The sequence below is a fragment of the Pseudomonas sp. KBS0707 genome (genome assembly GCF_005937945.2).
GTDB classification, from domain to species: domain Bacteria; phylum Pseudomonadota; class Gammaproteobacteria; order Pseudomonadales; family Pseudomonadaceae; genus Aquipseudomonas; species Aquipseudomonas amygdali.
This window is the reverse complement of record NZ_CP041754.1, coordinates 1,212,262-1,236,220: the sequence shown is the minus strand read 5'-3', so window position 1 is coordinate 1,236,220 and position 23,959 is coordinate 1,212,262. Positions and strand designations below refer to the sequence as shown.

Below are 23,959 nucleotides of genomic sequence, written 5' to 3'. Positions count from 1 at the left end.
ACGAGTGGCCCGGAACTAAATGCGAATTCCTACGCTCCTACATCCCGTAACAATTCTGGACTGACGTGTAAGAGATCACTTACAGGTCGACTGGAAAAATGGGAAGTTACCGACAGGGAAGCCAGGTTCATGTAACGCTGGCGTCAGGTACCAGAACTAAACTCACATCACTAGTTGATGTTGTAGACAGGCGAAGCGCCCAACAGGTGTGATGCGCAGGATTCGACAAGGTCAGCCAAGGCTCTAGCCGGAGGCTTTCCGAACGAGGTCCGCCGTCGATCGTCAAACAGGAGTGGTTTACTACATCCAAGGAGAGCAGGGCCCTGCCCACCGGACAGGTCACTTGCCGCTTGTACTTAGTGTCATTTGAGTTCGCCTCACCTATTTGGGCACTCACTCATTAAATATGCCTGCGTTAGTTCCACGGCGTTGTTAGCCGTAGAGGATGGCGTGTGACATCTGCTGGCCAAAATTAATATCCAGCCAATTTATGGCGTGAAAAATCGAGGAGAATACGATGCGTATCAGCATATTTGGTTTGGGTTATGTCGGTGCAGTCTGTGCCGGCTGCCTGTCTGCCCGCGGTCACGATGTAGTTGGTGTGGATATTTCCAGCACCAAGATCGATCTGATCAACAACGGCAAATCACCTATCGTTGAACCGGGTCTGGAAGAACTGCTGCAGAAAGGTATCAGTACCGGAAAACTGCGCGGCACTACCGACTTCGCCGAAGCCATTCGCGCCACTGACCTGTCGATGATCTGTGTCGGTACGCCGAGCAAGAAGAACGGCGATCTGGAACTCGATTACATCGAGTCGGTGTGCCGCGAAATCGGCTATGTCCTGCGTGACAAAGCCACCCGCCACACCATCGTTGTTCGCAGTACTGTGTTGCCAGGCACGGTTGCCAACGTGGTCATCCCGATTCTGGAAGACTGCTCCGGCAAAAAAGCCGGTGTTGATTTCGGTGTCGCCGTAAACCCTGAGTTCCTGCGTGAAAGTACCGCAATCAAGGACTACGATCTGCCGCCAATGACCGTGATCGGCGAGTTCGATAAAGCCTCGGGCGACGTACTGCAATCGCTGTACGAAGAACTCGACGCACCGATCATCCGCAAGGACATCGCCGTTGCCGAAATGATCAAGTACACCTGCAACGTGTGGCACGCCACCAAGGTTACTTTCGCCAACGAAATCGGCAACATTGCCAAGGCCGTCGGCGTCGATGGTCGTGAAGTGATGGACGTGGTCTGCCAGGACAAGGCGCTGAACCTGTCCCAGTACTACATGCGCCCAGGCTTCGCATTCGGCGGCTCCTGCCTGCCAAAAGACGTTCGCGCCCTGACCTACCGCGCCAGCAGCCTGGATGTCGAAGCGCCGTTGCTCAACTCGCTGATGCGCAGCAACACCTCGCAAGTGCAGAACGCTTTCGACATGGTTGCCAGCTACGACACCCGCAAGGTTGCACTGTTGGGCCTGAGCTTCAAGGCAGGTACTGACGACCTGCGCGAAAGCCCGCTGGTAGAACTGGCCGAAATGCTGATCGGTAAGGGCTTCGACCTGAGCATCTTCGACAGCAACGTCGAATATGCACGCGTTCACGGTGCCAACAAGGACTACATCGAATCCAAGATTCCGCACGTATCGTCGCTGCTGAATTCGGACTTCGATCAGGTCATCAACGACTCTGACGTGATCATCCTTGGCAACCGCGATGAGCGTTTCCGCGCCCTCGCCAACAAGACTCCCGAAGGCAAGCGCGTCATCGATCTGGTGGGTTTCATGACCAACGCCACCAGCGAAGACGGTCGCGCCGAAGGTATCTGCTGGTAAATCAGCCGCAAGCCACAAGCGCCAGGCTCCAGGCCACAGGCTCAAGCAATGTGCTTGCAGCCTGGGGCTTGAGGCTCGCAACTGACTTAGGGATACGATTATGCAGAGGCTCAAGCACGGCCTGTTACAGGCCGCAGGTTGGCTGTTCTATTTAAGTTTACTCATGGGCCTTGCCGCGGCATTGCCTACCAGTATCTTCGACTCACAATCGAAGAACTTTATATTCCTGATTGGTGCCGTTGGTATCTGGCGCTACTCGATGGGAATCACGCACTTCGTACGCGGGATGATTTTCCTGTACATCGTCTACCCGCACTTGCGCCGCAAGGTTCGCAAGCTGGGCAGTGCAGCAGACCCGTCCCATGTGTTTCTGATGGTCACCAGCTTCCGCATCGACGCGCTGACCACCGCACAGGTCTACAACTCGGTTATCCGCGAAGCCATCGACTGCGGCCTGCCGACGACTATCGTCTGCTCGCTGGTGGAAATGTCCGATGAGCTGCTGGTCAAGAGCATGTGGGCGAAGTTCAACCCGCCGGAGCGCGTCAAGCTGGACTTCGTACGCATTCCGGGCACCGGCAAGCGCGATGGTCTGGCCTATGGCTTCCGCGCCATCTCGCGTCACTTGCCTGACAGCCGTGCCGTGGTTGCAGTGATCGACGGCGACACCGTGCTCAACGAAGGTGTGGTCACCAAGACCGTGCCGTGGTTCCAGCTGTTCGACAATGTCGGCGGCCTGACCACCAACGAGTTCTGCGAAGTACGTGGCGGCTACATCATGAGCGAGTGGCACAAGCTGCGTTTCGCTCAGCGTCACATCAACATGTGCTCGATGGCCCTGTCCAAACGCGTATTGACCATGACCGGTCGCATGTCGGTATTCCGCGCAACCGTGGTAACCGACCCCGAGTTCATTGCCGACGTGGAAAGCGACTCGCTCAATCACTGGCGTCTGGGCACCTTCCGCTTCCTGACCGGCGACGACAAGTCCAGCTGGTTCAGCTTGATGCGCCTGGGGTACGACACGTTCTACGTGCCGGACGCAGCGATCAACACCGTGGAACACCCGCCCGAAAAGAGCTTCCTGAAGGCCAGCCGCAAGCTGATGTATCGCTGGTACGGCAATAACCTTCGTCAGAACTCGCGTGCACTGGGTCTGGGCGTACGTCGCCTGGGGATTTTCACCAGCATCGTACTGTTCGACCAGCGGGTGTCGATGTGGACCTCCATCCTCGGTCTGACCGTCGCCCTGATCGCCAGCTTCAAGTATGGCGGCGCGTTCCTGTTGATGTATCTGCTGTGGATCGGCATGACCCGTCTGATCCTCACCCTGCTGCTGTCCCTCTCGGGACACAGAATCGGGCCTGCCTACCCGATCATTCTCTATTACAACCAGATCGTCGGCGCGCTGATGAAGATCTATGTCTTCTTCCGGCTGGACCGCCAGTCCTGGACACGCCAGGACACCAAACTGAGCCGCGACATGGCCAGCTTTCAAGGCTGGTTCAACACGTGGTCGTCCCGAACCATGACTTTCTCGGCTGGCACCATCTTCGTCGCTGTGCTGTTGACGATGGTTTGACCGGGCCAACGGATTAATCGCTTAAGTAGGAAAATTAGCCATGAATACAGCCGTGAATGCGAACGTCGTACATGAATCCGAAGCCCAGCGCCAACACGCGCGGATCAAGATCCCTGCCAAGCTGCGCCTGCTGAATGATCAGCCCAACGCGCCACTGGTACGTATCGAAGACCTGTCGGCCGGTGGCCTGAGCTTCGTTGCTCCGTCCGGGCAGAAATTCAGCGAAGGGCAGATCGTCAAGGGACGCCTGCAATTCATCATCGACAACCTTGGCCTGGCCATGGACGTCGATCTGCAGGTGCGCTCGATCGACAACGCCAGCAACCGCATCGGTTGCCAGTTCCAGAATCTGGAACCTCAGGACATCGCTACCCTGCGCCACCTGATCACCTCGCACCTGTCCGGCGAAGTCGTCACCCTGGGCGAAGTGCTGGCCACGCTGCAGCGCGACAACTTCACCAAGGCACGCAAGGTCAAGGGCAAGGACAGCGGCATGAGCGCCATGGGTCGCCTGCGCGCCTTGACCTTCAGCCTGGGCGTGTTCATTGTCGGTCTGGCCGCTTTCGGCTTCATCTTCAAGACAATCTACGGCCTGTACTTCGTCAGCCATGCGTCGGCCGGTCTGGTCACCATTCCAAGCATGGACGTGACCATGCCACGTGAAGGTACCGTACAAAGCCTGGTCGCCCAGAATGGCGAAGCCGCCAAAGGCGCGCCACTGGCAACCTTCAACACCAGCATGCTGGAAATGCTCAAAGGCAGCCTGACCGGTGAAGACCTGCAGCCCGCCAAGATCGAAGAGCTGTATGGCAAGCAGATGAGCGGCACAATGACTAGCCCGTGCGATTGCGTCGTGGCTCGCCAACTGGTTGCCGACGGTCAGTTCGCGTCCAAGGGTCAGGTGATCTTCCAACTGGTGCCACGCAACGCGCCGGCCACTGTTGAAGCTCGCTTCACCTATCGCCAGTTCAACGACGTCAAGCCAGGCACACGTGTCAGCTTCCAGATCGCTGGCGAAGACAAACTGCGCACTGGTCAGATCGTCAGCAGCACCAACCTCAGCGACGCCGACCTGTCCACTGACATCCGCGTGCAGATCAAGCCTGACGAAAGCCTGAGCAGCTCGCTTGCCGGTCGCCCTGTCGAAGTGGTCAGCGATCGCGGCCCGTCCGTGAACTGGCTGATCGATAAAGCAATGGCTGCGGGTCTGTAACCATGAACAGCCCACTACGACGCCTGTCGACCCCCACGCTACTGAGCCTCGCCGTCGCGCTCGGCCTGAGCGGCTGTGCCGGCCTGCCTGATCAACGCCTTGCCAATGAAGCCCTGAAAAACGGCGACACTGCATTGGCGGAGCAGAACTATCGGCAGCTGGCGGACCTGGGCTACAGCGACGCGCAAGTCGGCCTTGCTGATATTCAGGTCGCGACTCGCGACCCGGCTCAGCTCAAGCAGGCCGAGGCTACCTACCGCGCTGCCGCGCAGACCTCCCCTCGGGCGCAGTCGCGCCTGGGCCGTCTGCTGGCGGCCAAGCCCGACGCTACCGAAGCCGAACATCGCGAAGCCGAAGGCCTGCTGAAAAAGGCCTTCGCCAATGGCGAATCCGGCACCCTGATCCCGCTGGCGATGTTGTATCTGCAATACCCGCACACCTTCCCTGAAGTGAATGCGCAACAGAAGATCAGTGAGTGGCGCGCTGCCGGTTATCCGGAGGCAGGTCTGGCTCAGGTGCTGCTGTATCGCACGCAAGGCACTTATGCTCAACACCTCGATGAGGTCGAGAGCATCTGCAAACAGGCACTGTCAGCCACGGATATCTGCTACGTCGAGCTGGCTACTGTCTACCAGACACGCGGCCAGGCCGAGCAGCGCACTGCCTTGATCGAAAAGCTCAAGAGCGACTACGCCGCTGGCCGCGTCAATGCCCAACGAGTGGACAGCGTCGCGCGCGTACTGGGTGACTCCACCATCGGTACGCCAGACGAAAAGACCGCTCAGCAATTGCTGGAAAGCGTTGCGCCTGGCTACCCGGTCTCGTGGGTCACGCTGGCCAAACTGCTTTACGACTTCCCCGAACTGGGCGACGTCAACAAGATGATGGAATACCTGAACAACGGCCGCGCGGCCGATCAGCCTCGCGCCGAGCTGCTGCTTGGACGCCTGTACTACGAAGGCAAATGGGTCACGCCCGATGCCTTCAAGGCCGAGGAGCACCTGAAGAAAGCCACAGCAACGGAGATTTCCGCCCATTACTACCTGGGTCAGATCTACCGCCGTGGCTACCTCGGTCAGGTCTACTCGCAAAAAGCCGTGGACGAGTTGCTGACCGCAGCCCGTGGAGGCCAGAACAGCGCAGATTTCGCCCTCGCGCAACTGTTCTCGCAGGGCAAGGGCACGATGCCCGACCCGGTCAACGCCTGGGTGTTCGCGCAACTGGCGCTGGCCAGTCAGACCCCGCAAGCGACCGAGCTTGCCGAGGCCCTCAATACACAACTGCCGCCTGAAAAACTCGCCACCGCCAAAGACCTGTTGGCACGCGAGCAAAAAGTCCGGGGCGCTACCGCTACTCAGAACGCGATGGCGATGCAGGCCCTGCAAGAAGAAAAAGACGGTGAGGAAGCATTATGAAGTTGAATCCCCTGATGGCTGCTGGCATGGGCCTTGGCTTCACCCTGTTGTGGGCCTGCCCGACGCTGGCAGCGCTGACCGAAGAACAGAATTTCGGTATCGAAGTGAAAGCCACGGCACAGGCCGAGGATGATCGCGATCTGGGCACCCGTTCGGGCGGCGACGTCAACGGTGTGGGCCTGGACCTGCGCCCTTGGGTCTATGGTGAGCGCGGCAACTGGAGCGGTTATGCCATGGGTCAGGTGGTCACCGCCACCGACACCATTCAGACCGACCCGCTGGAGCAGAGCAACAGCGACGGCAGCGGCACGCAAACCTCCCGTGGCACTGCCAGCGAACGCGAAGTCGACAAGTCCTATGCTGCGCTGCGTGAATTCTGGATCGGCTACAGTGGCTTCACGCCCTACCCCGGCGAAATCCTCAAAGTGGGTCGTCAGCGTCTGCGCAACGACGATGGTCAGTGGCATGACACCAATATCGAGGCCATCAACTGGAACTTCGATACCACCTTGCTGCGTGCCGAACTGGGTGCCGCCCAGCGCTTCAGCGAATACCGCACCGACCTGACCGAACTGGCACCCGACGACGAAGACCGCAAGCACCTGTTCGGTTCCGCCAGCTACCAGTGGACCCCCGGCCATTGGGCAGGCGTGCGCGCTCATTACAGTCATGACGACGGCAAGCTCAAGTCTCAGGGCGAGCAACTGGATGATCTGGACAAGACGTCCAATGGCAACCTGACCTGGCTGGGTCTGCAAGCCGACAGCGATGCCTACAACTATCGCAACACCACCCCGCTCAATTACTGGGGCAGCCTGACCTGGCTGAACGGTACACGCGACGAAATCGGCGTGACTTCCGCAGGCAACGACCAGTTCATCGCCGGCGAGAAAAACGACCGCGACATGAATGGCTGGGCCACTGACCTGGGTCTGCGTCTGCGTCTTGACCCGCAATGGCAAGTCGGTGCGGCTTACTCGCGCGCCAGCAAGGATTACGTCCAGAACGGTCTGGAGAGCAACCGCTCGAACTGGACCGGCACGCGTTCGCGCATTCATCGTTTCGGCGAAGCGTTCCAGGGCGAAATGGCCAACGTGGAAAGCGGCTCGCTGTTCGCCTCCTGGCAGATGAACGAGGAATACGACGCGTCGCTGATCTACCACAAGTTCCGTCGTGTGGACGGCAACACTGGTATCGGCGGTTCGGGTATCAATGCCGTGCGTGAAAACGGCAACAGCAACACATTCAGTTCACTGCCGCTGGAAGACGGGCGCAAGGACCTGGGTCAGGAAATGGACCTGGTCGTGACCAAGTACTTCAAACAAGGCTTGCTGCCCGCCTCGCTCAGCCAGTCGTTCGACGAACCTTCGGCACTGGTGCGCTTGCGTGCAGGTGTCTTCAAGCCCGGCGATGCGTATCACAACGGCGTGGATGAATACATGCACCGCGCAGTTGTCGACGTCATCTGGCGCTTTTGATGCGAACCGCCAAAGGAGTGCCAGAGATGAACAGTCATACAAGCAATGGGCGTAGCCGAAGCTGGCCGCATGCCCTGCTCGAAAGCGCACTGCTGACCAGCGCTCTGCTGATGGCCAGCGGTGTGGCGCTGGCTAACGCCCCTGTCGTAACCGATGCACAGAAGGCGGTGGTCAAGGAGTTGCACCAGGCCAAGACCTACACCATCACCAGCCCGCCGACCGAGCCCTTGGAAATGTCCAAGCCGGTGTTGCCCGACCTCAAGGGCTATACCGCAGAAGCCGCCTTGAAAAAGATCGTGCGCAACAAGCCGGGCAAGGTCACTGTCTCGCGGATGATGGAAGAAACCGGCCTGAAGGAATTCATCGGCGGTGACAACAAGATGGCCGAATGGGTCAACCGTCAGCGCGGCATCCCGCAGGCCATCATGATTTCCGACGGCTACGTGAACCTGCAGGACCTGGCCAAAAAGGTCCCCAAGCAGTTCCTCAATGAAGTGTCGCCGGGTGTCTATGTGGCGCGCCTGCCGATTCTGATCAAGGAGACCGGGATCTTCGAGATCGACAGCAAGACCAAGGAATTGCGTCTGTCTCAGGAAAAAGGTTCGTTCATCGTCAGCGAAGGCAAGATGCTGATCACACACACTCAGGTCAACGCCTGGAGTGAAACCCGCAACAGCCTGGCGACCTATCGCAAGCCTGACGAGTTTCGTCCGTTTCTGTTGACCTGGGGTGGCTCGGAAACCTGGATCGCCAATACCAAAATGGCGAGCATGGGTTACGACCAGAGCAAGTCCTACGGCATCAGTATTTCCCAGTACACGCCCAACACCGCGAAGATTCTCAAGCGTGCCGAACCGACAGGCTGGATCATCGATTCAGAGTTCTCGGACATGTGGTACGGCTTCTACTGCTATGAAACCCGCGACTTCGTGGTCAAAGGCAACACCTACCGCGACAACATCATTTACGGCATTGACCCGCACGACCGCTCGCACGGGCTGATCATCGCCGAAAACGATGTTTACGGGACCAAGAAGAAGCACGGGATCATCATTTCCCGGGAAGTCGACAACAGCTTCATCTTCCGCAACAAGAGCCACAACAACAAATTGTCCGGCGTGGTTCTGGACCGTAACAGCGTCGGCAACATCGTCGCCTACAACGAGATTTACCAGAACCACACTGACGGCATCACCCTGTACGAAAGCGGCAACAACCTGCTGTGGGGCAATCGCGTGATCGCCAACCGCCGCCACGGTATCCGCGTGCGTAACAGCGTGAATATCAAGCTGTACGAGAACGTCGCCATGGGCAACGGTCTGATGGGCGTTTACGGCCACATCAAGGACTTGAGCGACACCGACCGCGACATTGAGCTCGACCCGTTCGACGCTCAGGTATCGCTGATCATGGTCGGCGGCGAACTGTCCAGCAATGGCTCCGGCCCGCTGTCCATCGACTCGCCATTAAGTGTCGAGCTATATCGCGTCTCGATGCTGATGCCCACCAAAGAAGTCGGTATCAGCCTCAACGGCATCCTCGGTGAGCGCCAGGACGAGATCCTCGACCTGCTTGTACGCCAGAAAAAAGCCGTATTGATCGACCCCGTCGAAAGCCAGACCGAGCTGCGGGAATGAGGAAGGGTATTGTTATGCACGCACATCTGATCAAGCTGTTGAGCCTGTCCAGCCTCACCGCCGCCTTGATGGCCGCCGCTGGTGTCGCTCGGGCGGATGACTCACAAGCGCCGACGTTCAAGGCCGAGCCTTGCTGCTCTCTGTGCCCGGCCGCGCATGACGCGAAAAACTACACCACGCGTTATCAGCAGAACTTCACCACACTGGTCCAGGCTCAGGGCGACTGGCTGTTCCGGACTCAGGAAGACCTGCGCACCGAATTCGACACCACGCCTGCCGGCTACCGCCGCATGAAAGAACTGCACGATGCGTTCAAAAGCAAAGGCGTTGAACTGGTAGTGGTCTATCAACCGACCCGTGGTCTGGTAGATCGCAACAAGCTGTTTCCAGCCGAGCGCGATAAGTTCGACTACGACAAGGCGCTGAAAAACTATCAGGCCATGCTCGGCCGCTTCAGCAAGATGGGTTACTGGGTCCCGGACCTGTCGCCGTTGACCAACGAGCAGCAGGCGCATGACTTCTACTTCCGCGGTGACCAGCACTGGACGCCTTATGGCGCACAACGCACGGCGAAGATTGTCGCTGAAACCGTGAAGAAGGTTCCGGGTTACAGCGACATCCCCAAGCGTGAGTTCGAAAGCCATATTTCCGGACGCATGGGCAAAACGGGCACTTTGCACAATATGGCGGGTCAATTGTGCGGCACCAGCTACGCGATCCAGTACATGGATCAGTTCACCACCGAACCCAAGGGTGAGGCGGGCGACGGTGACCTGTTCGGCGATTCCGGCAACCCGGAGATCACGCTGGTCGGCACCAGTCACAGCGGCAAGAACTACAACTTCGCTGGTTTCCTGCAGGAATACATGGGTGCCGACGTGTTGAACGTAGCGTTCCCTGGTGGTGGTCTGGAAGGTTCGATGCTGCAGTACCTGGGCAGTGAAGACTTCCAGAAGCGTCCGCCGAAAATTCTTATCTGGGAATTCTCGCCGCTGTATCGCCTGGATCAGGAAACCATCTATCGCCAGATGATGGCGCTGCTGGACAACGGCTGCGAAGGCAAGCCTGCGGTAATGAGCGCCAGCACCACCCTCAAGCCGGGCACCAACGAAGTGTTGGTCAATGGCAAGAATGGCATCAAGGATATCCGCAACGGCAGCAATCAGATCGATATCAAGTTTGACGATACTTCGGTGAAAGTCCTTCAAGCCAGGCTCTGGTACATGAACGGGCGTCACGAAGATCTGAAAATCGAAAAACCGGAAACGTCCGATACTGACGGACGCTTCGCGTTCGAACTGCGTGAAGACGAGGACTGGGCTAACCAGCAATTGCTGGCGCTGGAGATCCAGGGACCGGAAGCAGGCACGGCACCACAGAAAGTCGAAGCCAAAGTATGCAAACGCAACGTGTTCCCGAGCGCTGCGACACACACCGCTCAAGCCGGACTATGAGGTGACTTATGCAGACTCCTAAACTGATACGCCCTACCCTGCTGTCGATGGCAATTCTGTCATCGATGGCTTGGGCTACGGGTGCGTCCGCCGCACTGGTTCCACCCAAGGGCTATGACGCCCCGATCGAAAAAATGAAGACTGGCGATCACAATTTCAGCTGTGAAGCCATTCCAAAGCCGTACACCGACAAGCTGGTTTTCCGCAGCAAGTACGAAGGTTCGGACAAGGCACGTGCGACCCTCAACGCCGTGTCGGAAGAAGCCTTTCGCGATGCGACCAAGGACATCACCGACCTTGAGCGCGGCGTCAGCAAAGTCGTGATGCAGTACATGCGCGACGGTCGTCCGGAACAGCTCGATTGCGCGCTGAACATGATGACTACCTGGGCCAAGGCCGATGCGCTGGAATCTCGCGAGTTCAACCACACCGGCAAGTCCATGCGCAAATGGGCACTGGGCAGCATGTCCTCCGCCTACCTGCGTCTGAAGTTCTCCGAGTCGCATCCGCTGGCCAATCGTCAGCAGGACGCCAAGATCATCGAAGCATGGTTCAGCAAGCTGGCCGACCAGGTGGTCAGCGACTGGAGCAACCTGCCGCTGGAAAAAATCAACAACCACTCGTACTGGGCCGCCTGGTCAGTGATGGCAACCGCCGTCGCCACCAATCGACAGGACCTGTTCGACTGGGCTGTGAAGGAATACAAGGTCGCCGCCAATCAGGTGGACAAGGACGGTTTCCTGCCTAACGAGATGAAGCGTCGTCAACGCGCGCTGTCGTATCACAACTACGCCCTGCCGCCGCTCGCGATGATCGCCAGTTTCGCCCAGGCCAACGGTGTCGATCTGCGTCCGGAAAACAATGGTGCCTTGAAGCGTCTGGGTGACCGTGTGCTGGCCGGCGTCAAAGACCCTTCGATTTTCGCTGAACACAACGGCGAGAAACAGGACATGACGGACTTGAAGAAAGATCCGAAATTCGCTTGGCTCGAACCGTACTGCTCGCTCTACCCCTGCAGCCCGGATGTGCTGGAAGAGAAACACGAAAAGCAGCCGTTCAAGACTTTCCGCCTGGGCGGTGACCTGACCAAGGTCTACGACCCGACGCACGAGAAAGGCGACAAGGGCGAGGGCGACAACGACGGCTCCTGATTCACTGTTGTTATTTGTAGGAGCGGACTTGTCCGCGAAGCCCCACGCCCAGGCGATGCATCCATGAGACCGGACCTCGCCTGAGCTGCTTCACCGACAAGCCGTAAAGCGACGTGTTTACCCCCCAATTTCAACGGGGAGTTGGGGGGGCTTTGAGCCCTTGAATGTTGGACAAACGGAGAGATAAGGATGGTTTTCTCATCCAACGTGTTCCTGTTCCTGTTCATGCCGATCTTCCTCGGCTTGTACTACCTGAGCGGGCAACGCTATCGCAATCTGCTGTTGCTGATTGCCAGCTATATCTTCTACGCCTGGTGGCGTGTGGACTTTCTGGCGTTGTTCATCGGCGTGACCGTCTGGAACTACTGGATCGGTCTAAAGGTAGGCGCAGCAGGCGTGCGGACCAAACCGGCACAGCGCTGGCTGCTGCTCGGCGTAATCGTGGACCTGTGTATTCTGGGCTACTTCAAATACGCCAACTTCGGTGTGGACAGCATCAACGCAGCCATGACCTCGATGGGTCTTGAACCGTTCATCCTGACACACGTGCTGTTGCCGATCGGTATCTCGTTCTATGTCTTCGAGTCCATCAGCTACATCATCGACGTTTACCGCGGCGACACCCCGGCCACGCGCAACCTGATCGACTTCGCTGCATTCGTCGCGATCTTCCCGCACTTGATCGCCGGCCCCGTGCTGCGTTTCCGCGACCTGGCCGACCAGTTCAACAACCGCACTCACACGCTGGACAAGTTCTCTGAAGGTGCAACGCGCTTCATGCAGGGCTTCATCAAGAAAGTGTTCATCGCCGACACCCTGGCGGTGGTCGCCGACCACTGCTTCGCCCTGCAAAACCCGACCACCGGCGATGCCTGGCTGGGCGCCCTGGCCTACACCGCGCAGCTGTACTTCGACTTCTCCGGTTACAGCGACATGGCCATCGGTCTGGGTCTGATGATGGGTTTCCGCTTCATGGAAAACTTCAAACAGCCCTACATCAGCCAGTCGATCACCGAGTTCTGGCGTCGCTGGCACATCAGCCTGTCCACCTGGCTGCGTGACTACCTGTACATCACCCTGGGCGGCAACCGTGGCGGCAAGTTCGCGACTTATCGCAACCTGTTCCTGACCATGCTGCTGGGCGGTTTGTGGCACGGTGCCAACGTCACCTACATCATCTGGGGTGCCTGGCACGGCATGTGGCTGGCCATCGAGAAGGCGGTCGGCATCAACACCAAGCCTTACAGCTTCAACCCGATTCGCTGGGCACTGACCTTCTTGCTGGTGGTCATAGGCTGGGTCATCTTCCGCGCCGAAAACCTGCATGTCGCCGGTCGTATGTACAGCGCCATGTTCAGCTTCGGCGAGTGGCAGCTGTCGGAACTCAACCGCGCCAGCCTGACCGGTCTGCAAGTTGCGACACTGGTGGTGGCTTATCTGACGCTGGCGTTCTTCGGTCTGCGCGACTTCTACCAGAACCGCGAAAAAGACACCGGCAAGAGCGCCAAGGCTGACGGTCCTGCGACCGCACAACCGGGCACCATCAAGGCCGTTCCCGGCGATGCTCCCGGCAGTCTGCACCTGCCGGGCTACACCGTGGGCAGCGAAGCCCAGGTGCAGCCCGCGTACTGGGTTGCCGACTGGCCACGTTACGCCATGCGTGCACTGATCCTGCTGCTGTTCGTGGCTTCGATTCTCAAACTCTCGGCGCAAAGCTTCTCGCCGTTCCTTTACTTCCAGTTCTGAGGAGCCTGACATGACCCGTTCATTACGAATCCTCTATATCGCCATCTTCCTGGCCATTTTGTTGGCCCTGGGCATCTGGTCGCTGCGCAGTTTCAGCACCTTCTCGACCTCGGCCGAGACCACCGTGCTCAACGGCAAGTGGACCAAGGCGGCGGAAACTCATTACGACGATGAGTTCCCGATCAAGCGCCTGGGCACCAACCTCTGGGCAGCGCTGGACTTCAAACTGTTCAACGAAGGTCGTCCGGGTGTTGTGCTTGGCAAAGACCAGTGGTTGTACACCGACGAAGAGTTCGACGCGGTTGCCAACGGCGAGCAGAACGAAGCCGACAACCTGGCAATCATTCAGGGTGTGCGTGACGCGCTGGAAAAACAGGGCACCAAACTGGTCTTGGCGATCGTTCCGGCGAAGACCCGTCTGTACCCGGAGCATATCGGTGACAGCAAGCCTGCCAGCCTGCACACCGACCTGTATCAGCAGTTCCACGCTCAGGTCGCCAAGGCCGGGATCTTTGCCCCGGACCTGCTGGCACCGCTGCAAGCTGCCAAGCAACAGGGCCAGGTTTTCCTGCGCACCGACACCCACTGGACGCCAATGGGTGCCGAAGTCGCCGCGCAGCAACTGAGCGCCGCGATTGCCCAGAAAACGCCACTGGAAGGTGAACCTGAGCAGTTCGTCACACAAGCCAAGGGAACCGAAGCCTACAAAGGTGACCTGACTACATTCCTGCCGCTCGATCCGCTGTTCAGCAACATGCTGCCCAAGCCGGACGAGTTGCAGAAACGCAGTACCGATCCGGTAGCAGGCGAAGCGGCAGGCGGTGACGCACTGTTCGCAGACAGCGACATCCCGGTGGGTCTGGTGGGCACCAGCTACAGCGCCAACCCTAACTGGAACTTCGTCGGTGCCTTGAAAGAAGCGCTGCGCAGCGATGTCGTCAACTACGCCGAAGACGGCCATGGCCCGATCCTGCCGATGCTCAAGTACCTGCAGACCGATGCTTTCAAGAACACCCCGCCGCAAGTGGTCATCTGGGAGTTCCCAGAGCGCTACCTGCCGGCACACAACGATCTTGGCGAGTTCGATCCGAAGTGGATCGCCGAGCTGAAGAAATCGCGTGACACCCAAGAAAACGTGGCGCTCAACGCCAAACAATCCGAGTCGCCCAACCGGGCGCAAAACTGAGAGGACTGACTCATGACTTTTAACACTACTGCCAACCGTTCGGCCGCAAAACGCATTTTCAAAACCTGCGCAATGGCCGCAGGTCTGGGCCTGATGTCCCTGCAAGCTTTCGCCGGTGACTCCGCCCTGTACGGCCCGACCGCACCAAAAGGCTCGACCTTCGTGCGTGTCTACAACGCCAGCAACGCCGAAATCAGCGCCACCGTTGGCAACACCAACCTCAACGAAGTGGCGCCACTGGGTAGCACTGCGTTCAGCTTCATGCCACAGGGCGACTACACCGCCAAGCTGGGCAGCCAGAGCCTGCCGGTGAAACTGGCGAGTGATCACTACTACACCATCGTCAACAACGCCAGCGGCAAACCGCAGCTGGTTGAAGAGCCGCCGTTCAAGAACAAGCAGAAATCCCTGGTTCGCGTTCAGAACCTCAGCGACAAGTCCCTGACTCTGAAAACCGCCGACGGCAAGACCGAAGTGGTCAACGCTGTAGCGGCCAAAGGCACCGGCGAGCGTGAGATCAACCCGGTCAAAGTCAGCCTGGCGCTGTACGACGGCGACAAGAAAGTCACCGATGTGAAACCTGTGGCACTGGAGCGTGGCGAAGCCGCTGTGCTCTACATCACCGGCAGTGGCAGCAGCCTCTCGCCAGTGTGGGTCAAGCCACCGGTCGCAACCCGCTAAACGGATTATGCAGGTCGGTTCAGGGCATCAGCGCTGAACCGACCCGCGCGGAACAAGAACAAGACAGAAACGACAGACACCTCGTACGGCCCTAATTGAATGCTTTTGGAGAAACAAAATGATTCCAGTTATCTTGTCAGGCGGTAGTGGTTCACGACTCTGGCCGCTTTCGCGTAAACAATTCCCTAAACAGTTCCTGGCACTGACCGGCGAGCACACCCTGTTCCAGCAAACCCTGGAGCGTCTGGTGTTCGAAGGCATGCAGGAGCCTATCGTGGTCTGCAACAAGGACCACCGTTTCATCGTCAACGAGCAACTGGCTGCGCTGAACCTGGAAACCCAGGCGATCCTCATGGAACCGTTCGGCCGCAACACGGCGCCAGCTGTTGCCCTGACCGCCATGAAGCTGGTCAACGAAGGCAACGACGGCCTGATGCTGGTGCTGCCAGCCGACCACGTCATCGAAGACCAGAAAGCCCTGCAGCGCGCACTGGCACTGGCAACCGTAGCCGCAGAACGCGGCGAAATGGTGCTGTTCGGCGTACCGGCCAACAAGCCTGAAACCGGCTATGGCTACATCAAGTCCACCGCCGATGCTCTGCTGCCCGAAGGCGTCAGCCGCGTATCGCAATTCGTCGAAAAACCTGACGAAAAACGCGCCAGGGAATTCGTCGAAGCCGGTGGTTACTACTGGAACAGCGGCATGTTCCTGTTCCGCGCCAGCCGCTTCCTGGAAGAGCTGAAAAAGCACGATCCAGACATCTACGACACCTGCCTGCTGACCCTTGAGCGCAGCGTGCAGGACGGCGATGCGCTGGAAATCGACGCTTCCACCTTCGCTTGCTGCCCGGACAACTCCATCGACTACGCGGTCATGGAAAAAACCCAGCGCGCCTGTGTTGTGCCGCTGTCGGCTGGCTGGAGCGATGTCGGCTGCTGGTCGTCGCTGTGGGAAGTCAACGCCAAGGACGTCAACGGCAACGTCACCAAGGGCGACGTTGTCATCCAGGACAGCCGCAACTGCATGATCCACGGCAACGGCAAACTGGTATCCGTGATCGGTCTGGACAACATCGTGGTCGTCGAAACCAAGGACGCGATGATGATTGCCCACAAGGACAAGGTCCAGGGCGTCAAGCAGATGGTCGCCACCCTCAACGAACAGGGCCGCACCGAGACCCAGAACCACCTCGAAGTGTACCGTCCGTGGGGCTCCTACGATTCGGTAGACATGGGCGGTCGATTCCAGGTCAAGCGCATCTCCGTCAAGCCGGGTGCCTGCCTGTCGCTGCAGATGCACCACCACCGCGCCGAACACTGGATCGTGGTATCCGGTACTGCGCAGGTCACCTGTGACGAAAACGTGTTCCTGCTCACCGAGAACCAGTCCACCTACATCCCGATCGCCTCGGTGCATCGCCTGCGCAACCCAGGCAAGATCCCGTTGGAAATCATCGAAGTGCAATCGGGCAGCTACCTGGGCGAAGACGATATCGAGCGTTTCGAAGATATCTATGGTCGTTCAAACGCGCTGGAAGCGGGTGTGAAGACGCAAACTATCGCTCGCTGATAGGGTTTTAGCTGCACGTTACATAGCCTCCGGCAACCTTTTGCGCACGTTGACACGCAAAAGGTTTCCAGAGGCTTTTTTATGAGCATTGTCTGTACATAACCAGCTCGTTATTCCCTGCTGCCCGGGTCTCAAGTAACCGAAACCCGAAAATACGCCGCGAATAGCCACTGTCATTTCTGTCAGTAGATACCCCTTCTCAGCATCTTTAGGATGCATGCACGTAATCGACTTTCTCTTTACGCCCAAGCTACGTCTTCAAACAGGAGCTATCAGATATGGCTACGCCATCTGCACCCACCCTCCCGAACCCGGTTGTACAAGGAGCGTCAGCAAAAAAAGAAATCTCGTTGAGTAAAGGCATCGTTCTGGAATTACCCGCATTCAAAGACCCACGCTGTACCTTCGTCATACTGAACCTGGCCAATGCAGATAACAGCAACCGTCCGCTGTTATCAGGCTCATCGTCCATAACATCAGGTGAACCAACAATCATAACGCTTGAGAATACAGGCACGGATCCATCCATGATCTTTAAACCGACCCACAAGGCCAGGATTACCGGCACTGTGCAGGTGACAGATATGGACACTTGGCCCGACACCCCGGAATCTGCCGTTTACAGCTTTATTGAGTAATATCAGCCTGGCGCGAAGAGACCTCGGTGAGCATCGGAGTTTCTTTGACCTGTCTCATGTACCGTCATTGGTCAACCACACTGGTTTCTGTAGGATGTCCGGCACTGCCCCCTGCTGGAGACCTGCATGTTTATCGGCATCCTGTTGATCCTGACCTGGCTTGTGTTGTTACTGCGCTACCCCGCCAAGGCCTTGCCGGTCTCGTTGGCTGCGGCGGTCGGGCTTGGGGTCGTGGCGGCTGTGGTGATCTGGCAGGACAGCCAGGAAACGCGTCAGCTTGAGCGTCTGGATATCCGCCTGAGTTACGATCCGCAAAACTGCCCGGCAGATCGTCCGTTGCAGGTCAGCATCACCAATACCAACCAGGTTGCATTGCAGGAGCTGCGCTGGCGGATCGCGGCCTATGCGCCTGGCGACTCGGTGAATCTGGCGGATAACACCTACACCTCTGCACGCTACCGCGGCCCCGGCGAACTTCAGGCCAAAGGTACGTGGCAGGAATGCGTGCCGCTGCCTGCACTGCGCAATGGCTATCGCCCGCAAACCCTGGAATTTCGCGCAGAACATCTGCAAGGCAGCTTTTCGGACTGACCACAAGGACTTCACCCATGCCTATCGCTCTGATTACAGGCTGTTCCAGCGGAATCGGTCGTGCACTGGCCGATGCATTCAAGGCCACTGGCTATGAAGTCTGGGCGACGGCGCGCAAGGCCGAGGATGTCGCTGCACTCAGTGCCGCGGGCTTCATTGCCGTACAGCTGGATGTCAACGATGGACTGGCGCTGGAGCAACTGGCTGCCGGGCTGGAGCACAGCGGCCTGGATGTGTTGATCAACAACGCAGGCTATGGCGCGATGGGGCCGCTGCTCGATGGCGGCGTGGAGGCCTTGCAGCGGCAGTTTGAAACCAATGTGTTTTCCGTCATCGGCGTTACCCGCGCGCTGTTTGCGGCGCTGCGTCGCAACAAAGGCCTGGTAGTCAATATCGGTAGCGTTTCAGGTGTATTGGTCACCCCGTTTGCAGGTGCTTACTGTGCTTCCAAGGCTGCGGTGCATGCGCTCAGCGATGCACTGCGTCTGGAGCTGGCACCATTTGGCGTACAGGTGATGGAAGTCCAGCCCGGTGCCATTGCGTCAAGCTTCGCAAAAAATGCCAGTCATGAAGCCGAACAGTTGATCAGTGAACAATCACCCTGGTGGCCTATCCGCGAAGGCATTCGCGCTCGTGCCAAGGCCTCGCTGGATAACCCGACCCCTGCTACAGAATTCGCCCGCGACCTGCTCAAAGCCGTGCAACAAACCCATCCGCCACGCCTGCTGCGCCTGGGCAACGGCTCACGCCTGCTGCCGCTGATGGCGTGGTTGCTGCCCAAAGCGCTACTGGATATGGGCCTGAGAAAACGCTTTGGATTGAACACCGACTTGTGACGCAGAGCGTCACGAACTGCATTCCCACGCTGGAGCGTGCGGAACGATCACCTGCCAATCGTGCGACGCTCCGATTCGTCAATCCCAATGCTGGAGCGTAGGGAGCGATCATCGCAATTATCGTGCGACGCTCCGCGTCGCATGCCGTTCTGGACGCTCTGCGTCCTCGATCATCAGCCGTCTAGCGGCCTGACAATCACCGTGCAGGTCATCCCCGCCGCCAGCAATACGCTTTCCGGTACGGAATCCAGATGAATACGCACCGGTACGCGCTGGGCCAGACGCACCCAGTTGAAGGTCGGGTTCACGTCAGCGATCAATTCGCGACTTTGCGGGTTGTCGCGGTCGTAGATACCGCGTGCGATGCTTTCGACATGGCCTTTGAGCACCTCGCCGCTCATCAACTGCATATCGGCAGGGTCACCCACATTCAGGTGCGGCAACTTGGTTTCCTCGAAAAAACCGTAAACCCAGAACGAGTTCATATCGACCACGGCCATCTTCGCTTCGCCGATACGCGCATAGTCGCCGCGATGCACGTTCAGGTTGGTGACATAACCGTCCACCGCCGCCAGCACACGTGTGCGGGACAGGTTCAGTTCGGCCGCTTCCAGCTGCGATTGCGCCAATTGGTAATCGGCCAGCGCCGAGGTGGCAACATTGCTCGCGTCGTCACGGTTCTCTGCCGAGATGACCAGTTCATCCATGTCGGCACGGCGCTTCGCGTTGAGCTTGCGCATCTCCCACGTCGCCTTGCGTGAGGCCAGCAACGCCTGCGCCTGTTTGACTGCGATCCGGTAGTGCTCCGGATCGATCTGCATCAACAAATCGCCGCGTTTTACCCGTTGATTGTCGTGCACCGGCACATCGACCACGGTGCCGGACACATCGGCGGCTACATTGATGATATCGGCGCGTATCCGACCATCACGGGTCCACGGCGTATCCATGTAGTCGACCCACAGCGTACGACCAACCCAGAGCGCGATTGCCAACACCAACAACGTGGCAAGCAGGCTATAGAACTTTTTCATGCGGATATTTCTCGACTCAGGCGTCAACGATAAAGGGGCAGCGCCAGAGCGCCGAAGATGCAGATAAACAGGCCCAGACGCAGTAACGCCGGGTGCCAGAAATGCCGATACAGGTCAAAACCAGCCAGCAGACGATCCAGCGCCCATGCCAGAACCACGGCCAGCAGAAAGATCAGCGTGAGGGTCGGCATATACAGACCGTGGAAGGCTATTTCACGCGGCATGGGCGACTCCTGAAGCGGTTCGCTCGACGCCATAGACAGCAAGCGGCGATTGCGGGTCCAGCAGAGAGGTGCGGATAAAGTGCAGGTAACTTTTCACCCGGCGCAGCACCGACGTGTCGAAATGCGAGGCGAACGGCTCATCAGCGTCCTGTACCCGCTTGATCGCCTGATCGACCGCCGACAGGCAGCGCTGCAGATTGACCGCATCGGGCTGGATGAACAGGCGTACCAAGGCGCGCCCCATGACGCGCAACGCGATGCGCCAGGGCTGGTATTCGGCGTAGGCGGGATGAATCGGCAGAATTGCCTGTTCGCGGCGCAGCTCGATAATGGCGTGGCCGATTTCCAGCACCACGAACATCCAGCGCAACAGCTCGCGCTGCACCTGGGGTTTGCTGATCGCCAGACCGTACGCCTGATGCATCAGGTCGCGGGTCTGGCTTTCGAAGCTTGAACCCAGACGCTTGAGCGGTGCGCCAATCGCAAACACCACCTGATTGCGCAAGGCCTGCTCCAGACGCTGCCACATCCAGCGGCTGTTGGGTGGCAGGATGATCGCCCCCGCTGCGGCACAGATGAGCATGCCAATGACCATCGCGAGGTAATCGTTGATGAAGGTGTAAGGGTTGTAGACCGTCAGGTTGTCCGGCACCGAGCCCAGGCTAAAAAAAATCAGCAGCCCCAGGCCGTATCCCGTCCACTGCGGACGTGAGCCCAGAAAGGCGCCGAGCACAAACACAGGGGCCAATAACAGGCACAGCAGCGGGAAGCCGTCGATGTACGGGAACAGAAAAAAGGTTTCGACAAAACCCAGCAGCGCGCCGAGCAACGTACCGCCGGCCATCTGCAAAGACATGCGCCTGGGGTTGTGGGTGGTCGATGAAAGCGCAACAGTCGCCGCTGAAGCCAGAACCATGCTCGCGCCGCTGGGCCAGGCCGTCAGCACCCAATAGGCACTCATCAGGCCGACCACGCAGGTCGCGCGGGCTCCAGACGCGAGGGCTGTCATCCAGTGGGTACGCGGCACGAATGACGCTTTCCACTGCTCACGCGCATGAGAGTGATTGGCCAGCGATGCATGGGTCAGCGCGTAATCATGCAGCTCGCTGACCAGCCGGTACAGCAGCTCGAACGCCGTATGAAAATCGAGTCGTTCGGCGTCGCTCGGCAGGGTATGCTCCAGCTCGGCGCGCAGGCTTCTGACCCGCTCGGGCAACTGCGCCCTGCAGGCCTCAAGGCGCGTGACCAGCACCGCGGCATCATCGTTGGTCAATGCGCGGTCGGCGAAGCCATCAAGTAATTCTGCGAGGGTTTCAAGGCCGGGTCCGATGTGCTCTAACACGGTATCGGCGCATTCCAGACGCAGCCGTTCAAGCAACTGATGCAGTGCATTGAAGCGCGTCGTGACGGCCATGAACTCGCTGTTCAGGCGATTGAGCCACCCGTTGCGTCGGCGCATGTGCGGGTCTTCGAATACCGTGACGCTGCGCAGCCCTTCCAGACCGATGGCCTCGGCCACGAAGCGCACGTTTCCGGTTTCAAATGCCGTGCGTGAAATGTCCCCGCGCAAACCCTCGGCCATGAAGCGAGCGAATACGCCGAAGCGCTGGTACAGCGCATTGCGCATGGCGGCACTTGCGCTCTGCGGCAGGATCGCCGCACTCACCGCAGTGGAACAGAGGATACCCAGAGTGATTTCCAGTACCCGCCACACCGCCGACATGAATGAACCTTCGGGGTGCGCCAGGGCGGGCAGCCCTACCATCGCAGCCGTATACCCCGCCAGCACAAAGCCGTAAGCGCGAAAGTTGCGATAACGCGCCGCACCTGCGGAGCAAATCCCGACCCAGAGCGCCAGGCTGCCGAGAAACGGCAGCGGGTTCTGCGCAAACAGGGCCATCAACAGCACCATCATGGCCGACCCGGCCAGCGTGCCCAGCAGGCGGTAAAAACTTTTGGCGAACACCTGCCCGCTCTGCGGCTGCATGACGATGAACACGGTGATAATCGCCGTATGCGGCTGCGGCAACTCCAGGCGCAGAGCCAGCCAGTAGGTCAGAAAAGCAGCGATCAATACTTTGAAAAGGTAAACCCAGGTCACCCCGTCACTGCGCGCCCAACTGCGAAATTCACGACGCCAGGGCAACGCCGCCATGTGCTCAAAAGCAGCAATCATTTCGCACACTCAAGATCGGCAGTGGTGCGTAAGGAATGGCAACTGCCGCTCTCCCCACCTAGCGCCACCACCAATCCTGCATAGGCATTCAGGCGCGCAGCCTCGACCTGTTGCTGAATCTGCTGCTGGCGAAACAACTGGGTCCGGGCGTTGAGCACGTTCAGGTAATCGGTCAGCCCGCGCTGCCAGGCAATCAATGCGATGTCGTAGGTCTTTTGTGCCGACGCTACCGACTCGGCGGCAAATGCCTGTTGCTTGTCCATCGAGGCGCGACGAATAAGCTGGTCGGAAATACTTTTCAACGCCATCACCAGCGTCTGGTTGTAATGCGCCACGGCCTGGTCATAAGCGGCCGACGCCTGCCCCAGTTCTGCCCGCAAGCGTCCACCGTCGAAGATCGGCAGGCTGATGGCCGGTCCGACCTTGTAACCCAACTTGCTGCCGGTCAGAAACTCCAGCATGCCGCCGCCCGTGGCCATGTAGCTCAGGCTGCCGACCAGATCGACATTGGGATAAAAGCCCGCATGCGCGACATCGATACCGCGCGCCTGCGCCGCAACCTGCCAGCGCGCGGCCACCACATCGGGCCGCCGTCCCAACAGTTCGGCGGGCAATGCCGACGGCATTTTCAGCTCGGTGTGCAACGACAGCGTGGGCCGTTGCAGCGCCGCGCCCTCACCCGGCCCTTTACCTGCCAGAGCAGCCAGCTGATTGCGGCTCAGGGCGATGGCCTCTTGCAGCGCATCAATCTGCCGGTGGGCCTCGGGCAATGGCGTTTCGGCCTGACTGATTTCGAAATGCGTGCCGATCCCGCCTTTGAGGCGACGCTGCGCCAGATCGAGTATCTGTTGCTGCTGGGCCAGCGCTGCCTCGGCGATATCCAGTCGGGCGTATTCAAGGGACAGCTGAATGTAGGCGCGAACCACGTTTTCCTGCAATTCGAGCTGCGCCTGACGCTGCTCGGCAGCACTCACGTGAGCCAGATCAAGGGCCTGCTCGCTGGCATTGCGTTCACGTCCCCAGAGGTCCAGCGCGTAGCTCAGACCCAGCGACGCATTGTTGTCCCAGGTGCGAGTATCGGCCAGCGCTCCGGGACCATAAAACTGATCCTCGGGCCAGTCGTGGCGCATCAGGCTGGCACTGCCCTGCACCTGCACCGACTCGGATGACTCGGCGATCTGCTCCATCGCTCTTGCCTGGCGCACACGGGCAGCGGCCAGCGCCAGACCCGGGCTGCCAAGCGTAGCAATATCGACCCAGTGATTGAGTTGCGCATCGCCGTAGGCACGCCACCATTGCGCTGCGGGCCAGTGGGCGTCGAGGGCAGCGCTCTGAATCGCCTGATCGGTGGCCAGGCTGTCCGCGTGCAGAAGACTGCCCTGCGGTTTGATTCCATGTGTTCCGATACAGCCGTTGAGGACCAGCGTAAAAGCCAGGATACCGACGGGCCAGAGCCCTCTGATGATGCGACGCGGCACAGCTGCGAGTTCCCGAACGGAGGTAATACACCTTG

General features: G+C 59.0%; 19 protein-coding genes. 15 read left to right on the top strand and 4 right to left on the bottom strand.

Translation table 11 applies throughout. The features are described from left to right. Positions 1 to 517 precede the first annotated feature (517 nt). From FFH21_RS05795 to FFH21_RS05725, 15 genes are all read left to right on the top strand, one after another. Positions 518 to 1,834 (top strand): nucleotide sugar dehydrogenase, encoded by a 1,317-nt coding sequence (locus tag FFH21_RS05795; protein ID WP_002552256.1) that lies wholly within the window; start codon positions 518 to 520, stop codon positions 1,832 to 1,834. 100 nt (positions 1,835 to 1,934) lie between these two features. Then, entirely contained in the window at positions 1,935 to 3,416 is a 1,482-nt protein-coding gene (gene alg8 / locus FFH21_RS05790) for a mannuronan synthase (protein WP_011167903.1), read from the top strand. A 40-nt stretch (positions 3,417 to 3,456) separates the two neighbouring features. Continuing rightward, on the top strand, positions 3,457 to 4,629 hold the full coding sequence (locus tag FFH21_RS05785) for an alginate biosynthesis protein Alg44 (protein ID WP_011167902.1): 1,173 nt from the start codon (positions 3,457 to 3,459) through the stop codon (positions 4,627 to 4,629). Positions 4,630 to 4,631: 2 nt separating this feature from the next. Next, positions 4,632 to 6,044, top strand: coding sequence for an alginate biosynthesis TPR repeat lipoprotein AlgK (gene algK, locus FFH21_RS05780; RefSeq protein WP_004663968.1), 1,413 nt, complete (start codon positions 4,632 to 4,634; stop codon positions 6,042 to 6,044). Continuing rightward, positions 6,041 to 7,522 carry an alginate export family protein gene (locus FFH21_RS05775; protein WP_004658317.1) on the top strand — a complete coding sequence of 494 codons (1,482 nt, stop codon included), beginning with the start codon at positions 6,041 to 6,043 and terminating at the stop codon, positions 7,520 to 7,522. The genes algK and FFH21_RS05775 overlap by 4 nt, the downstream gene beginning before the upstream one ends. 26 nt (positions 7,523 to 7,548) lie before the next feature. Then, positions 7,549 to 9,159 carry a mannuronan 5-epimerase AlgG gene (gene algG, locus FFH21_RS05770; RefSeq protein ID WP_004658318.1) on the top strand — a complete coding sequence of 537 codons (1,611 nt, stop codon included), beginning with the start codon at positions 7,549 to 7,551 and terminating at the stop codon, positions 9,157 to 9,159. A gap of 14 nt (positions 9,160 to 9,173) precedes the next feature. Further along, positions 9,174 to 10,613: an alginate biosynthesis protein AlgX gene (locus FFH21_RS05765; protein WP_004663967.1), complete on the top strand. Its 1,440-nt coding sequence runs from the start codon at positions 9,174 to 9,176 to the stop codon at positions 10,611 to 10,613. 8 nt (positions 10,614 to 10,621) lie between these two features. After that, on the top strand, positions 10,622 to 11,764 hold the full coding sequence (locus FFH21_RS05760; protein ID WP_004658320.1) for a mannuronate-specific alginate lyase: 1,143 nt from the start codon (positions 10,622 to 10,624) through the stop codon (positions 11,762 to 11,764). Between the two features lie 189 nt (positions 11,765 to 11,953). Then, positions 11,954 to 13,510 (top strand): MBOAT family protein, encoded by a 1,557-nt coding sequence (locus tag FFH21_RS05755; RefSeq protein WP_005746022.1) that lies wholly within the window; start codon positions 11,954 to 11,956, stop codon positions 13,508 to 13,510. 10 nt (positions 13,511 to 13,520) lie between these two features. After that, a complete protein-coding gene (locus FFH21_RS05750) occupies positions 13,521 to 14,696 on the top strand; it encodes an alginate O-acetyltransferase (protein ID WP_011167901.1) in 1,176 nt (391 codons plus the stop codon). A 12-nt stretch (positions 14,697 to 14,708) separates the two neighbouring features. Beyond that, positions 14,709 to 15,377 (top strand): alginate O-acetyltransferase AlgF, encoded by a 669-nt coding sequence (locus tag FFH21_RS05745; protein WP_011167900.1) that lies wholly within the window; start codon positions 14,709 to 14,711, stop codon positions 15,375 to 15,377. Positions 15,378 to 15,495: 118 nt separating this feature from the next. Beyond that, positions 15,496 to 16,947 carry a mannose-1-phosphate guanylyltransferase/mannose-6-phosphate isomerase gene (locus tag FFH21_RS05740; RefSeq protein WP_011167899.1) on the top strand — a complete coding sequence of 484 codons (1,452 nt, stop codon included), beginning with the start codon at positions 15,496 to 15,498 and terminating at the stop codon, positions 16,945 to 16,947. A gap of 278 nt (positions 16,948 to 17,225) precedes the next feature. Continuing rightward, positions 17,226 to 17,585 (top strand): hypothetical protein, encoded by a 360-nt coding sequence (locus tag FFH21_RS05735; protein WP_041924461.1) that lies wholly within the window; start codon positions 17,226 to 17,228, stop codon positions 17,583 to 17,585. 126 nt (positions 17,586 to 17,711) lie between these two features. After that, a complete protein-coding gene (locus tag FFH21_RS05730) occupies positions 17,712 to 18,176 on the top strand; it encodes a hypothetical protein (RefSeq protein ID WP_011167898.1) in 465 nt (154 codons plus the stop codon). A 17-nt stretch (positions 18,177 to 18,193) separates the two neighbouring features. Further along, positions 18,194 to 19,012 (top strand): SDR family oxidoreductase, encoded by an 819-nt coding sequence (locus FFH21_RS05725; protein ID WP_004663962.1) that lies wholly within the window; start codon positions 18,194 to 18,196, stop codon positions 19,010 to 19,012. 173 nt (positions 19,013 to 19,185) lie between these two features. On the opposite strand, the gene FFH21_RS05715 is transcribed toward FFH21_RS05725, so the two are convergent. Genes FFH21_RS05715 through FFH21_RS05700 form a run of 4 tightly spaced genes read right to left on the bottom strand, consistent with a single transcriptional unit; the run spans position 19,186 to position 23,924 of the window. Continuing rightward, on the bottom strand, positions 19,186 to 20,046 hold the full coding sequence (locus FFH21_RS05715; RefSeq protein ID WP_041924460.1) for an HlyD family secretion protein: 861 nt from the start codon (positions 20,044 to 20,046) through the stop codon (positions 19,186 to 19,188). A gap of 23 nt (positions 20,047 to 20,069) precedes the next feature. Continuing rightward, positions 20,070 to 20,270: a DUF1656 domain-containing protein gene (locus tag FFH21_RS05710; protein WP_005752937.1), complete on the bottom strand. Its 201-nt coding sequence runs from the start codon at positions 20,268 to 20,270 to the stop codon at positions 20,070 to 20,072. Next, positions 20,260 to 22,446, bottom strand: coding sequence for an FUSC family protein (locus tag FFH21_RS05705; protein WP_011167896.1), 2,187 nt, complete (start codon positions 22,444 to 22,446; stop codon positions 20,260 to 20,262). Before FFH21_RS05705 ends, FFH21_RS05710 begins: the two co-directional genes overlap by 11 nt. Continuing rightward, a complete protein-coding gene (locus FFH21_RS05700) occupies positions 22,443 to 23,924 on the bottom strand; it encodes an efflux transporter outer membrane subunit (protein ID WP_011167895.1) in 1,482 nt (493 codons plus the stop codon). The genes FFH21_RS05705 and FFH21_RS05700 overlap by 4 nt, the downstream gene beginning before the upstream one ends. Positions 23,925 to 23,959 lie beyond the last annotated feature (35 nt).